15 protein-coding genes are annotated in these 14230 nt (G+C 43.3%); 14 read left to right on the plus strand and 1 reads right to left on the minus strand.

Annotated elements, in window-relative coordinates; genetic code table 11:
* Nucleotides 1-31 precede the first annotated feature (31 nt).
* From ASU35_RS17650 to ASU35_RS17660, 3 genes are read left to right on the plus strand one after another with little or no spacing between them, the layout of a single operon-like run.
* Entirely contained in the window at nt 32-709 is a 678-nt protein-coding gene (locus ASU35_RS17650) for a transaldolase family protein (protein WP_058354276.1), read from the plus strand.
* 33 nt (nt 710-742) lie between these two features.
* On the plus strand, nt 743-2902 hold the full coding sequence (locus ASU35_RS17655; protein ID WP_058354277.1) for a PTS sugar transporter subunit IIABC: 2160 nt from the start codon (nt 743-745) through the stop codon (nt 2900-2902).
* Nucleotides 2903-2925: 23 nt separating this feature from the next.
* Entirely contained in the window at nt 2926-3456 is a 531-nt protein-coding gene (locus ASU35_RS17660; RefSeq protein ID WP_058354278.1) for a dehydroquinate synthase/iron-containing alcohol dehydrogenase family protein, read from the plus strand.
* A gap of 55 nt (nt 3457-3511) precedes the next feature.
* Here the strand turns inward: ASU35_RS17660 and ASU35_RS17665 are convergent, their stop codons facing one another.
* The gene (locus tag ASU35_RS17665; protein WP_058354279.1) at nt 3512-4840 is read right to left on the minus strand and encodes a 6-phospho-alpha-glucosidase; all 1329 of its coding nucleotides are present in this window, start codon (nt 4838-4840) and stop codon (nt 3512-3514) included.
* 198 nt (nt 4841-5038) lie between these two features.
* On the opposite strand from ASU35_RS17665, the gene ASU35_RS17670 reads away from it, so the two are divergent.
* The 11 genes from ASU35_RS17670 (at nt 5039) to ASU35_RS17720 (ending at nt 14168) form a co-directional block, all read left to right on the plus strand.
* Nucleotides 5039-6073, plus strand: coding sequence for a molybdopterin-binding protein (locus ASU35_RS17670; protein WP_058354280.1), 1035 nt, complete (start codon nt 5039-5041; stop codon nt 6071-6073).
* Between the two features lie 10 nt (nt 6074-6083).
* On the plus strand, nt 6084-7061 hold the full coding sequence (gene moaA, locus ASU35_RS17675) for a GTP 3',8-cyclase MoaA (protein ID WP_058354281.1): 978 nt from the start codon (nt 6084-6086) through the stop codon (nt 7059-7061).
* A 5-nt stretch (nt 7062-7066) separates the two neighbouring features.
* Complete coding sequence (locus ASU35_RS17680) at nt 7067-8002, plus strand: MOSC domain-containing protein (protein ID WP_058354282.1); 936 nt, start codon at nt 7067-7069, stop codon at nt 8000-8002.
* Between the two features lie 42 nt (nt 8003-8044).
* Nucleotides 8045-8947 (plus strand): molybdate ABC transporter substrate-binding protein, encoded by a 903-nt coding sequence (modA, locus tag ASU35_RS17685; RefSeq protein WP_058354283.1) that lies wholly within the window; start codon nt 8045-8047, stop codon nt 8945-8947.
* Nucleotides 8948-8961: 14 nt separating this feature from the next.
* Complete coding sequence (gene modB, locus ASU35_RS17690) at nt 8962-9666, plus strand: molybdate ABC transporter permease subunit (RefSeq protein ID WP_058354284.1); 705 nt, start codon at nt 8962-8964, stop codon at nt 9664-9666.
* A gap of 21 nt (nt 9667-9687) precedes the next feature.
* Nucleotides 9688-10173 carry a cyclic pyranopterin monophosphate synthase MoaC gene (moaC, locus tag ASU35_RS17695; RefSeq protein WP_058354285.1) on the plus strand — a complete coding sequence of 162 codons (486 nt, stop codon included), beginning with the start codon at nt 9688-9690 and terminating at the stop codon, nt 10171-10173.
* A complete protein-coding gene (locus ASU35_RS17700; RefSeq protein WP_058354286.1) occupies nt 10173-11225 on the plus strand; it encodes a sulfate/molybdate ABC transporter ATP-binding protein in 1053 nt (350 codons plus the stop codon). Before moaC ends, ASU35_RS17700 begins: the two co-directional genes overlap by 1 nt.
* A 69-nt stretch (nt 11226-11294) precedes the next feature.
* Nucleotides 11295-11603 carry an ArsR/SmtB family transcription factor gene (locus ASU35_RS17705; RefSeq protein ID WP_058354287.1) on the plus strand — a complete coding sequence of 103 codons (309 nt, stop codon included), beginning with the start codon at nt 11295-11297 and terminating at the stop codon, nt 11601-11603.
* 89 nt (nt 11604-11692) lie between these two features.
* Complete coding sequence (locus ASU35_RS17710) at nt 11693-12700, plus strand: permease (protein ID WP_058354288.1); 1008 nt, start codon at nt 11693-11695, stop codon at nt 12698-12700.
* 12 nt (nt 12701-12712) lie between these two features.
* Entirely contained in the window at nt 12713-13033 is a 321-nt protein-coding gene (locus tag ASU35_RS17715; RefSeq protein WP_083504379.1) for a thioredoxin family protein, read from the plus strand.
* A 604-nt stretch (nt 13034-13637) separates the two neighbouring features.
* On the plus strand, nt 13638-14168 hold the full coding sequence (locus ASU35_RS17720; RefSeq protein WP_278278088.1) for a PD-(D/E)XK nuclease family transposase: 531 nt from the start codon (nt 13638-13640) through the stop codon (nt 14166-14168).
* Nucleotides 14169-14230 lie beyond the last annotated feature (62 nt).

Genomic DNA, 14230 nt, shown 5'->3' on the forward strand with positions numbered 1-14230 from the left:
GGAGAATATAAATAAAAAAAGGAGGACAAGGATGAAACTGATTATTGACGATGCCCACATTGAGCTGATTAAGGGGATTTACGACGTATATCCGGTAGACGGAGTAACAACTAACCCATCTATTCTGGCCAAAAGTGGAAGAAATCCTTATGAGGTATTAAAGGAAATCCGTACATTCATTGGACAGGAAGCAGAGCTTCATGTTCAGGCAGTTTCCAAAGAAGCAGCAGGTATGGTAAAAGAGGCCCGCAGGATCGTGGATGAGCTGGGGGAAAATACTTACGTAAAAATTCCGTCTATCCCAGAAGGCTTCAAGGCAATGAAGACACTGGAAAAAGAAGGAATTAAGATTACGGCAACGGCTATCTATACACCGATGCAGGCGTTTCTGGCCGGAAAATGTGGTGCTTCCTACGCAGCCCCTTATATCAACCGGATTGATAATATGGGGTACAATGGCATTGAGGTGGCAAAAAGTATTCATGACATTTTTAAAAATAATGGATTGAAAACCCAGGTGCTGGCGGCAAGCTTTAAAAACTCACAGCAGCTTCTGGAGCTATGTGCTTATGGAATCGGAGCGTCTACAGCAGCGCCGGAGATAATTGAAGGACTGGTGAAAAATCAGGCAATTACGGCAGCAGTAGATGATTTTGTAAGGGATTTTGAAGCATTGACAGGCTCAGGGAAAAATATGAGTAATTGCTAAAGCTTACGAACAGAAGAGAGAGGAGAAAGTAAAATGAAAAGTGGAAAAGTTTTCTCAGTTGCACAGCAGATTGGTAAATCGCTATTTTTGCCGATAGCGGTATTGCCTTTTGCAGGAATTTTATTAGGTATTGGTGGCTCCTTCACCAATCCAACAACACTTGCTACCTATGGATTAACAGAAGTGATACATCCGGGAACCATTCCATATTCCATCTTATTGTTGATGAATAATGCCGGAGGTGCTATTTTTGGTAACCTGGCATTGATATTTGCACTGGCTGTGGCTTTAGGTATGGCAAAGAAGGAAAAGGGCGTAGCCGTTATGTCCTCTGGTATTTTCTATATTGTCATGCTGGTTACGATTAACACCCTGTTACAGCTGGATGGTTCTATTATTGATGGCGTTGTCCAGGAAACGGTTAAGGATGGAGCAATTACGTCGACTCTGGGTATCCAGACCTTGCAGATGGGTGTGTTTGGAGGTATCGTTGCAGGCTTGATGGCGGCAGCCCTCTGCAATAAATTTTATAAGACACAGTTGCCTTCTGCATTGTCCTTTTTTGCAGGAACCCGTTTTGTTCCGATTGTGTGTACCGTATTTGCCATTATTACCGGCGTGATACTTTATTTCATCTGGCCGATTCTGCAAAATGGAATCTTTGCTCTCGGTAATCTTGTTATGGCCTCAGGATATTTTGGAACCTTCCTCTTTGGATGTATTGAGAGAGCCTTAATTCCTTTTGGTCTGCACCATATTTTTTACATACCTCTCTGGCAGACAGGCATGGGAGGCCAGGCGATTGTCGACGGCGTAACCTGTTATGGAGCACAGAATATCTTTTTTGCGGAGCTGGCTTCTCCAAATACAATGAAGTTCTCTGTGGACGCCTGCCGTTTCCTGACTGGTAAGTATCCATTTATGATGGCCGGACTTCCAGGTGCAGCCTTTGCTATGTATCGCTGTGCCAGACCGGAAAAGAGAAAGGTGGCTGGTTCTCTTTTATTTTCAGCAGCACTGACAAGCTTTTTGACCGGTATTACAGAGCCGATTGAGTTTACCTTCCTGTTCCTGGCGCCATTTTTATTTGGAATCCATGTGGTTTTTGCAGGACTTGCATTTGTTACCTGTCATGTATTAAATATCTGTATCGGTACTACCTTCTCGGATGGCTTGATCGATTTCATCCTCTATGGAGTGCTGCCGGGACAGGCTAAATCCAACTGGCTGATTATGCTTCCGGTATTTGCAGTATACTTTGTTCTTTACTTCCTGGTATTCCGCTACTTTATCCTGAAGTGGGATTTAAAGACACCAGGTAGAGAAGGCGATGATGAGGAGGCTCATCTGTATACAAAGGATGAGTACCGCAAAGCAACCGGTATTGGAGTGGCTAAGGCTGAAGCCGGACATTTTGATGCCAAATCCGCAACGATACTTCGAGGAGTAGGTGGTCTTGGAAATTTGAAGGAAATTGACTGCTGTGCCACACGTCTTCGCTTGACGCTTGTGGACTCCGGAAAGGTAGATGAAGCTCTGCTTAAGAGCACAGGAGCTTCCGGTGTGGTTATAAAGGGCCAGGCGATACAGGTTATTTATGGACCTTCGGTAACCATAGTTAAGTCAAATCTGGAGGATTTTGTAGAGCAGATCCATTCTGGTGTGATTTCGGAAAGTGCGCTGGACGGCAACGACAGCGTGGGTGTGACAGCCTCTGAAAAGAAAACTGCAAATAAAGCAGATGAAGTCTTTGGCGCCTATATGAATGGTGATATCTGCCTTTTGAATCAGGTAGAGGATGAGGCCTTTGCAGCAGGTGCACTAGGAGATGGTATCGCCATCGAACCGGCGGAAGGAAAGGTTTATGCTCCGGTTGACTGTACAATTGCAAGTGTGTTTGATACAAAGCATGCCATCAGCTTTACTACAGAAAATGGTGCCGAGCTGTTGATTCATGTGGGAATTAACACTGTGGAACTAAAGGGTCAGCATTTTAACGTAAATGTAAAGGATGGCCAAAAGGTGAAAAAAGGTGACCTTATGATGACCTTTGACCTGAAAGCGATTAAGGCTGCCGGATATAAGTGTACAACACCGCTTATTGTGTGCAATACAGATGAATACAAGGCAGTTCGGCCTCTGGCGACAGGCGCAGCCAAAATAGGTGAGGCGATTCTTGAGGTAAAAGGATAAAAGATACGGCAAATGCAGCTACAATGGTTGGTGGCTATACAACAAGGGCGGCAATTTCTCTGGCAAGGCTCTGTCGTGATACCCTTCTGGAGGATGGCTTGAAGGCAAAAAAGGCCGTTGAAAGAGGAGTAAGCACATCTGCAGTTGAGAATATTGTAGAAGCGAATACCTATTTAAGTGGAATCGGATTTGAGAGCAGTGGACTGGCAGCAGCCCATGCCATTCACAATGGACTGACTGTTTTAGAGGAAACCCACAGTCTTCTCCATGGAGAAAAGGTTGCCTTTGGAACAATTTGCCAGATGGTGCTGGAGAACAGACCAATGGAAGAGCTGGAAAAAATAATTCGCTTCTGTCAAAGCTGTGGTCTTCCTACCACCTTAAAAGAGCTGAAGCTGGAGGGTGTAAGGGATGAAAGGCTGATGGAGGCGGCGACGGCAAGCTGTGCAGAAAATGATACGATGCTGAATATGCCTTTTGAGGTTAAGCCAGAGGATGTCTTTGCTGCAATGAAGGCAGCAGATCAGATTGCTGGCAGCTTGGAAAACCTATAAAACTGTTTAGAAGGACTGTTGTAAAGCAGTCCTTCTTTGTGTCTGGATTAGAAAGCTATTTTAATTCCGGCCAATATTCTTTATTGGCTTCTATCATTTCATCCAGAATTTCTTTTGCAATGTTGGCAGAAGGAATGGTTCTGTTCATTGTAAATGCCTGCAAGGCTTTGCTATAGGAGCCTTCGATAGCCGCTTCTACTAAAAGCTCTTCGCAGGCGTTTTGCTGCTCCATAAGACCTTTATAGAAGCTTGGGATACTGCCGATACGTATGGGCTCTGGTCCTCTGGAGGTGAGATAGGCAGGTACCTCAACCATGGCATCCTCTGGCAGGTTTTTGATAATCCCCTGGTTAGGAACTATTACCAGCTGACGGCTCCTGGTATCATAGGCAAGAGCTTTTACAACGGATACGATAAATTTTCCATGTATGCCGACATAAAATTGTTCCAAATTAATTTCATGACCCTGCTCCAGCTGCCAGGCTGCTTTCAATACTTTTTTTTCACGATTCTGGATTACCTGCAGTCCTCTGGTATTTTCAATATCTGAATCACTTAGGATATCATCACCCAGCAGATAATATTGCCAGTAGGTATTTGGAAGATAGTCCGGGAACAGCCGCATAATCTTTCCTGCATTCTGAAAGGTGTGAAGCCAATCCGGGTCCCTGACCAGTGCGTCATCGTAGCTTGCCTTTGAAAGGTAGCCATGTTCTGAAACATGGTTTTTCAGCTGCTCTGTCACATCCTCACCCTTACAGCGAACCTTAGTGAACCATCCATAATGGTTCAGACCAAAGTAGTCTGTCTCCAGATCTTCGATTGATACCCCCAGAATTTCGGCCATACGTGCTTCGATTTCCACTGGCATATCACAGATATTTAAAATTCTGGCATGGGGGCGGAGCTTCTGCGTTGCCTTTGCTACAATGGCTGCCGGATTCGAGTAATTGACTATCCAGTAATCCTTAGTGGCATATTTCTCACATAAATCAATCAATTCAACCATTGGATAGATGGTTCTCATGCCATAGGCCATGCCTCCGGCACCACAGGTCTCCTGACCGATGCATCCGTGCTTTAAAGCAATTTTTTCATCCCTTACACGCATTTCCAGCTTTCCCACACGCATTTGTGCCATGATAAAATCAGCGTCCAGTAAGGCTTCCCCGGGAACTGTGCTTACATGGAAGGCAAGCGTCGGACAAATGCTTTTGATAACCTCTCTTACAATAAGAGCGACCTTATCCTGCCGCTCCTTGTCAATATCGTACAGCCAAAGCTCTTTTATCCTTAAAGCCTTTTCCTGCAGCAGATCCTTTACGATTCCGGGTGTATAGGTGCTTCCTCCGCCACAAATTACAATTTTAAATTCCTGCTTCATGCTTAACTCCTTTTGTCTTGTGTTATTTTGTCTTGCTTTATTAAGCTATATTTGTATACTAGGCCAAAAAATCCTGAGTGTCAACCACTTTGGAAGAAAGAAGATAAATAGAGTTGCTAAATAAAAAAAAATGTATTATAATAACAACAGCGTTATTTTTTTGAAAACATAACGAAAAGAGAAAAGGGGATGCTGTAAATGAAGCTGATTAAGACAGAGGATGCGGTAGGTCATGTATTGTGTCATGATATTACCCAGATTATCAAGGGTGTAACAAGGGATGCGGTATTTCGTAAGGGGCATGTGGTGAGAGAAGAGGACATACCGGTACTGCTGAGTGTGGGAAAGGACCATTTGTACATATGGGAAAAGGAAGAAGGTATGCTTCATGAAAATGAAGGTGCTGAAATTCTGGATAAAATCTGTCGGGGAGAAAATATGGAGGCTTCCGAGCCAAAGGAAGGAAAAATTGAATGGAGAGCCACCTATGACGGACTTTTAAAGGTCGACAGGGAACGGCTTTATAAGATAAATGCAGCAGGAGAGCTGATGGCAGCAGTACGTCATGGCAATTTTCCTGTAAAAAAGGGCGACAAGCTGGGTGGAACCCGGATTATACCTCTGGTGATTGAGGAGGAGAAGCTAAAAAAGGTAGAAAAAGAATGTGCCGGGGCTCCGGTGCTTACGGTACTGCCCTTTAGAAAGAAGACAGCCGGTATTATAACGACAGGCAATGAGGTCTTTTATGGAAGGATTCAGGATACCTTTACTCCGGTGCTGGAGGAAAAGCTTTCTGAGTATGATGCCGTGATGACGGAGCATGTTAAGCTGCCGGACAACCATGAGGAGATTACAAAAACCTGTCTTTTTATGATAGAAAAGGGTGTGGACATGGTTTTGGTCAGTGGTGGTATGAGTGTTGACCCGGATGATAAGACACCGCTGGCGATTAAAAATACCGGTGCGAGGATTGTGTCCTATGGAGCTCCGGTACTGCCGGGAGCTATGTTTTTATTGGCTTATTATGAAAGAGATGGAAAAACAGTACCAATTATGGGCCTGCCGGGCTGCGTTATGTATGCAAAACGGACTGTTTTTGATTTGGTATTACCTAGAATTATGGCAGAAGACCCAGTAACAAGGGAGGAGCTGGCGGCTTTAGGTGAAGGCGGCATGTGCCTTTCCTGTGAGGTCTGTACCTTCCCGAACTGTGGCTTTGGAAAAGGGAAATAGGTGACAAGAAATGAAGGATCAGTTTGGAAGAAATATTCATTATATGAGGATTTCCATTACCGACCGCTGCAATCTGCGATGCAAATACTGTATGCCGGAGGGCATTGATACTGTATCAATGCAGGAAATCCTAACCTATGAGGAAATTGAGACTCTGGCACAAATGGGGGCAGCTCTGGGGGTAGATACCCTTCGGATTACTGGCGGTGAGCCGCTGGTGCGTCTGGGAGTAGCTTCCCTGGTGGAACGGCTAAAGCGGATACCCGGGATAAAAAAGGTAAACATGACAACGAATGGAGCTTTGCTGGCAGGAATGGCTTGGGAACTGAAGGCAGCCGGGCTGGACGGCGTAAATATAAGCCTTGACGCAGCAGACCGTGAGCTGGTAGCCCAGGTTTCCGGAAGAGACTGCTATGAGGATGTACTGGCAGGTATGGATGCGGCTTTAGCAGCAGGTATTTCGGTCAAGCTGAATACCGTACTTACAGAAGGCCGCAATCAGGAGCAGTGGGAAAAGCTTCTTTTGCTGGCTGCCAAAAAGCAGGTGCCGATTCGTTTTATTGAGATGATGCCGGTAGGGCATGGCCGTAAGTTTATGCCAGTAGATAACTGTCGGCTAAAAAAGGAAATTATGAAGAAATATCCACAAAGCTTTGTGGAAACCATACAGTCAGGCAGTGAGCATGGAGCAGGTCCGGCCTCTTATATTAGAATACCAGAGCTTTCCATCAGTGTGGGATTTATCAGTGCAATTCATGGAAAATTCTGTCAGGAATGTAATAGGATTCGTTTAAGCTCCCAGGGGTTTTTAAAGCCATGCCTGTGCTATGGCATAGGAGCTGATTTGAAAACATTACTCCGGGAGGGGAAGGAAGAAGAGGTCTTTGCACTTATGCGGGAAAGCATATATAAAAAGCCTGGGGAGCACTGCTTTGAACATTTAGAGCAGATGACTGAGGAAAAGGAAATGGTAAGAATAGGGGGCTGAAGCAAATGGGCAAGCTGTTGGGAATCTGCGTCAGTGACAGACGGGGAATACAGAAAAAAGAAATAGAAAGAGCAGAGCTGAAAGAAAGCTGGGGTATTGAAGAAGATGCCCATGCTGGAAAATGGCATCGGCAGGTAAGCTTATTGTCTTATGAGAAAATAGAGGAGTTTAGAAACCGCGGTGCCAGTGTGGATTTTGGAGCCTTTGGGGAAAATCTGATTATTGAAGGCTTTGATTTCCGAGCTCTCCCAGTAGGTACACGTTTTCACATTGGAGAAGCAGTTCTGGAGCTAAGCCAGATTGGAAAGGAGTGCCACAGCCACTGTGAAATCTATAAGGTTATGGGAGACTGTATTATGCCAAGAGAAGGCGTATTTACAGAGGTACTTAAAGGCGGAGCTATTCAGGTGGGCGATGAGGTGACAATGGAGCCGCCAAAGGCTGACCGGCCGTTTACTGCAGCCGTGATTACCCTTAGCGATAAAGGAGCAAAGGGAGAAAGAGAGGATTTAAGCGGTCCTAAGATTGTAGAGAAGCTGGAAAAGGAAGGCTATGAGATAAAAGAGGCACTGCTTTTAGCCGATGAGCAGAAGGCATTGGAGCATCAGCTTCGGAGGCTGGCTGACCAAAGACAGGTTAATGTTATTTTTACGACTGGCGGCACCGGCTTTTCTGTTCGGGATGTAACGCCGGAGGCGACCATTGCTGTCTGCGACAGGATGGCAAATGGTATTGCTGATGCAATACGGAATTATTCCATGGAGATTACAAAACGGGCGATGTTCAGTCGTGCCGTTTCTGGCATTCGGAAACGGACGCTGATTGTCAATCTTCCGGGAAGTCCAAAGGCAGTAGCAGAAGCACTGGATTTCTTATTACCACAGCTTCCGCATGGCTTAGGAATTCTTCGTGGTACGGAAGGCGAATGTGCCAGAAAGTAGTACGATAGAAATAATTTTTAATTCATAAGGAGGAGAAAAAATATGAAACGAAAAGTACTAGCACTTATGCTGGCAGGCTGTATGGCACTGGGATTGACAGCCTGTGGACAGTCGAAAAACGAGGGGGCAGGTACAGAAACACCGGCAGCTCAGACCCCGGCTATAGAAACGGAAGAAAAGGCTGTAGAGGAGACAGAAATCCAGGTCTTTATCGCAGCAAGTCTGAATACTGTAATGACGGAGCTGGCAAAGCAGTACAATGAAAAGCATCCAGAGGTAAAGATTACCTTTAATGCCGACAGTTCAGGAACCCTTATGACACAGATTCAGGAGGGTTATGAATGCGATATCTTTTTCAGTGCGGCACAAAAGCAGATGGATCAGTTAGAGGCAGACGGACTTTTGGTAGAAGGAACCCGTGCAAATGTACTAAACAACCAGGTGGTAGTGATTACCTTGAAGGACAGCACAACCAAGGTAAGTGGACTGGAAACCCTTAATAAGGCAGAAAGCATCGCTTTGGCCGGAGGCAGTGTACCCGTTGGAAAGTATACCCGTCAGGCACTGGTAAACTTAGGCATCCTGCCAGAGGCTGAAGATGTTTCCCAGATTACTACTCAGGAGGTATCAGAAGGCTTAGGTGGTGTGGAAATCAGCGAGCAGGATAATGTGTCCAAGGTACTGATGGCTGTAACGGAAGGCTCCTGTGAGGTAGGAACCACCTATTACTCTGATACCTATGGTTATGAGGACAAGGTGGTAGTTCTGGAAACCGTAGGCTATGATAAGACAGGAAATGTTATTTACCCAATTGCCAGAGTACAGAATGCAGAAGCAGATGAAGCACAGAATAAAGCAGCAGAGGACTTCCTTGCCTTTATTCTTTCTGATGAAGCAAAGGCTGTTTTTGATTCTTACTATTTTGATACAAATGTAGAGCGTTAGGAGGCAGCCCCGGAATGAAGGAGATTATCGATATTTTAAAAGATTTAGATTGGACGCCCCTGTTTATTTCCCTGAAAACAGGAGTGGTGGCTACCATAATCTCCTTTTTTCTGGGGATTTTTGCTGCCCGAAGGGTAATTCATGCAGGGACAAGGGTAAAGGCAGTAGCAGATGGTATTCTGACTCTGCCTATGGTACTTCCACCGACGGTGGCAGGCTTTTTTCTGCTGCTTATATTCAGCCGGAGGCGTCCATTGGGGATGTATCTGTTTGATAACTTTGACATTAAAATTGTCCAGACCTGGGCAGGCTGTGTTATCGCGGCAACGGTGATTGCTTTTCCGCTAATGTACCGGAATGCCAGAGCTGCCTTTGAACAGATTGATGTTAATCTGGTGTATGCAGGACGAACCCTTGGGATGAGCGATGTAGCGATTTTTTGGAAAGTGGTTATGCCGACAGCAGGGCCGGGAATTATGTCCGGCACAATTCTGACCTTTGCGAGAGCATTAGGCGAATATGGAGCGACTTCTATGCTGGCTGGTAATATTCCAGGCAAGACAGGAACCATTTCCCAAAGAATCGCTATGGTAATTCAGGATGGCGATTATGTAACAGCCGGTGTCTGGGTAGGCATTGTGCTGGTGATTGCCTTTTTTGTTATCTTTTTCATGAACTTGATTGCAGGAAAAAATATAAAACAGGTAAAACGCTGGTAGGTATAGCTGAAAGGAGAAACGATGGGAGAATTTACACATTTTAACAGCCAGGGTGAGGCCATTATGGTAGATGTCAGTGATAAAAAGGAAACAAAGAGAGAGGCGGAAGCCTCCGGTACAATCCGTATGTCTGAAGAATGCTTTGAACTGGTAAAGAGCGGTGGTATGAAAAAGGGTGACGTGCTGGGAGTGGCCAGGATTGCTGGAATTATGGGGGCAAAACGGACCTCAGACCTGATACCTCTCTGCCATATTTTAAATTTAAGCAAGGTAGAAATCAGCTTTTCTTTCTTAGAGGGAAACAAGATAGAAGCCCGGTGTATTGTTAAGACGGAAGGAAAAACCGGTGTGGAAATGGAGGCTTTGACGGGAGTAAATATAGCACTTCTGACAATTTACGATATGTGTAAGGCAGCAGATAAGGGCATGGAGCTGGGAGAAATCCATCTGCTTTGTAAGTCCGGTGGAAAGAGTGGAGAGTGGAAGGCTGAAAATGGAGGTTTGTGATGGCAATTCGGCTGCAGATAGAAAAAAAGCTGGAGGGCTTTCATCTGGAGGTCAGTTTAGACAGTGAAAGCAGGAGAATTGGCATTTTAGGAGCCTATGGCTGTGGAAAAAGTATGACATTAAAAAGTATTGCCGGTATCGAAAAACCTGATAGCGGCTTTATTTTGGTGGATGATGTAACTCTATACGATTCTGATAGAGGCTTTTCCCTGAAAACCCAGAAGCGGAGGGTAGGTTATCTGTTTCAAAACTATGCTTTGTTTCCTACGATGACAGTCTGGGAGAATATCGGGGCTGGCGTAGCGGGAAAACGAAAGGAAAAAGAAAAAACGGTGGAGGGAATGCTGGAAAAATTTCAATTGGAGGGATTAGAAAAGCGTTTCCCGGCAGAATTGTCCGGCGGGCAGCAGCAAAGAGTGGCATTAGCCAGAATCATGGCTTATGAGCCGGAGGTTATTTTGCTGGATGAGCCTTTTTCAGCTCTGGATGGCTTTTTAAAGGATAAGCTGCAGCAGGAGATGCAGGAAATGCTTGCAGACTATAAGGGCACTGTGATTTTGGTTTCCCACAGCAGGGATGAAATCTATCGTTTCAGTGAGGAGCTTTTGATTCTTCATGAGGGAAAAAGCATCTGTCAGGGAAAAACAAAGGAGCTTTTTGAAAACCCTCACTGGAAGGAGGCTGCACGACTGACTGGCTGTAAAAATATCGTAAAAGCAGAGAAAACAGAGAAACATAAGCTTTGGATTCCAGAGTGGAAGACAGAGCTTTTGATAGAACGGGAAATTCCAGAGGACATTGCTTATATTGGTTTTCGGGCTCACGATTTTATACCGGTTTGGGGAGAACACTGTAAAAATTCTATTCCTGTACAGCCTAAAAGTATAGCAGAGCTTCCCTTTGAGCGGAAATATTTTTTAGAGGCTCAAAATACATCCGGTGAAGAAATCTGCTGGTTTGTCCAGAGAGAAAAATGGCCGCTTTTTGAAGAAAAAGGATTGCCAGACTGGCTTTTACTGCCAGAGGAGAAAATACTGCTGCTAAGGGAATAGTCTATTGACAAATTTCTATATAATGCCTATAATACATATAGATAAACTTCAATGGATGGAGATGCTATCATGGATAATAAAAAAGCAGCAGCCATGTTTAAAGCCTTTTGTGATGAGAATAGATTGAGAATCTTAGAGCTATTGCGGGAGGGTGAAAGATGTGCCTGCAGTCTTTTGGAAGAAATGCAGATAATGCAGCCAACACTTTCACACCATATGAAAATTTTGTGCGATGCAGGAGTTGTAGTAGGAAGAAAAGAAGGTAAATGGATGCATTACTCTATTTCCGAAGAAGGATTAAGGGAAGTCAGAAGGTGTTTAGATTATTTTACTGAGCATTCTGACAGAATAGATGAAAGGTCGTGTTGTAAAGAGTAGTTTTAGTGAACTTTTTCGCACGACTAATCATATACCCTAAATATAGAAAGATTTGAATATTTAGATACATGAATGAAAGGAGAAGTATCATGCTAAAAAATCTCTGGGATTTTTTTCAAAATGAAGTTTTAGGAATGAAATGGTTAAACAGACTCATTGGCAGTGGTTTAGAAGCAGCTGGACTAGACACAGGCAGCAGAATAGGTGGAAGCATAGAGTTTTTTATCTATGATACCATAAAAATTATGGTATTGCTAGGATTCCTTATTTTGATGATTTCCTATATTCAAAGCTATTTTCCCCCAGAAAGAACTAAGAAAATACTTGGAAACTTGAAAGGAATATGGGCGAATATCATAGCAGCCCTTCTAGGAACGGTAACTCCGTTCTGTTCCTGTTCATCAATACCATTATTCATAGGGTTTACCAGTGCGGGACTTCCTTTAGGTGTTACCTTTTCATTCCTCATATCGTCCCCTATGGTGGATTTAGGTTCGCTTGTACTCCTTATGAGTATTTTCGGATGGAAGGTAGCTATTGTGTATGTAATAGTCGGTCTTGTTATTGCGGTTGCTGGCGGAACTTTAATTGAAAAAATGCACTTGGAAAATCAGGTAGAGGAATTTATCCGAAAGGGTAAATCCATAGATGTTGTGAAGAAAGAACTTACCCCAAAAGACCGATTAAAATATGCCTGGGAACAGGTTATTTGGACGGCAAAAAAGGTAGCTCCTTATGTGCTTGTCGGTGTTGGTATAGGTGCAATTATTCATAATTGGATACCGGAGGATATTATTGTAAAGGTATTGGGTACAGGTAATCCCTTTGGAGTTATTATTGCTACGATTGCTGGAATACCAATGTACGCAGATATATTTGGATGTATTCCGATTGCAGAAGCTTTGCTTGCAAAAGGGGCAAGATTGGGTGTTGTACTTTCCTTTATGATGGGTGTTACCACCCTTTCCCTGCCGTCAATGGTTATGCTAAAAAAAGCAGTAAAACCAAAGCTGTTAGGAATATTTATTGCTATTTGTACGATAGGAATTGTCATTGTTGGTTACTTTTTTAATACAATTCAGTATTTATTAGTGTAGGAGGATTTAAAAGTGGGATTATTTAATTTTGGAAAGAAGAAAGAAAATTACTGTGGTAGTGATGAGGGAGCTTCTTTGGTAAGTATTAAGGTGCTTGGCTCCGGTTGCAAGTCCTGTCATGAGCTATACGAGAATACAAAGAAGGCAGTAAAAAATGCAGGTCTGTCCGCAGAAGTAGAATACGTTACTGATTTGGAGAAGGTTATGGGATATGGCATTATGAGTATGCCGGGACTGGTTGTTAATGAAAAGGTTGTTTCTGCGGGAAAAGTACTGAAGACTGCAGATATTGAAAAAATATTTCTGGAGGTCATTAAAGAAGAGGTAATATAATGTGCAAAGAGTGGCATTTTGAAGGAAAACCCAAAGTAGCATTTTGCTTTATCGATTTGTTTTGATTTTCAAGAAACGAAAAGAGTGTTGGTATTATAGCTCTTAAGCTAGGACTACGAAGGGCGATAATTCTAAAAAAATGCATATCATTTACTACAAGTGACGAGTACGCGGACATTCGACCTCCTGTCTCAAGTCCGCTCAAAAAACCTCCGTGTTTTTTGTCTCTGTAGGCTATGCATTTTTAAGAATTATCAGCTCTTCTCCGTATAGCTTATTCACTATAATACCAACACTCTTTTTTGTCTCCTGAAATTCAAAAATCTACAGTCCAAAATCATTCAAACAAATTTGGTTTATGCATTGAAAGCTTTTAGTAAATGTAAATTCTTTGATACCAGACAGGTTCTGCAAAGATTTTGCTTGCGATATTGCGGAAGTGAGTTCGAAAATCGCTCCTTAGATGTTCTTAAAATCGAAGGTTCTCCTGAGATTTTATATAGAACATCTTAGGAGAAGTTGAGAAGGAGCGAGCTATCGCAAGCAAAACTTTGCAGAACCTGTCTGTCCTATAAAAGAAATTACAATAAATCACGGGGAACAGATTGGCAAATACCGCTTTTTGAACACAGAAACTTTTCAACCATATGATGACAAGCTGTCTATGTATGTGATAGAATTAAATAAGCTAAAAAATGGCTGTAACGAGGAACACAAGGAAATCTATCACTGGGCTCAGCTTTTTAAAGCCCAAACCTGGGAGGAATTGGATATGATTGAAAAGAACCATCCGGAATGTGGAGAATTTGTTGCTGTTTTAAAGGAATTAAACGAAGACGAAATAATACAGCTGGAATGTGAAGCCAGAGAAATGTACGAATGGGACATTCATTCCCACCACAGAACTGGCTACCGTGAAGGACGTGAGCAGGGACGTACAGAAGGAGAATTTTTTAATATTATTTCTCTAACCAAGAAAAAATTGGAAAAGGGAAAAACAGTCGAAGTAATTGTAGAGGAAGTGGAAACAGATATAGCTTTAATTGAGCAGATTACTAAGATTATTTCTGAACTGCCTGTCTATACAGTAGAGGGTGTCTATAAGAAATTAAAGGAGGATAATCCCTTTCACTAGGTTGAAGCATTACTTGGAATGATAGGAATTTTGGACTGTAGATTTTTTGAATTTCAGGAGAC

The organism is Acetivibrio ethanolgignens, assembly GCF_001461035.1.
In the GTDB taxonomy this organism is placed as follows: domain Bacteria; phylum Bacillota; class Clostridia; order Lachnospirales; family Lachnospiraceae; genus Velocimicrobium; species Velocimicrobium ethanolgignens.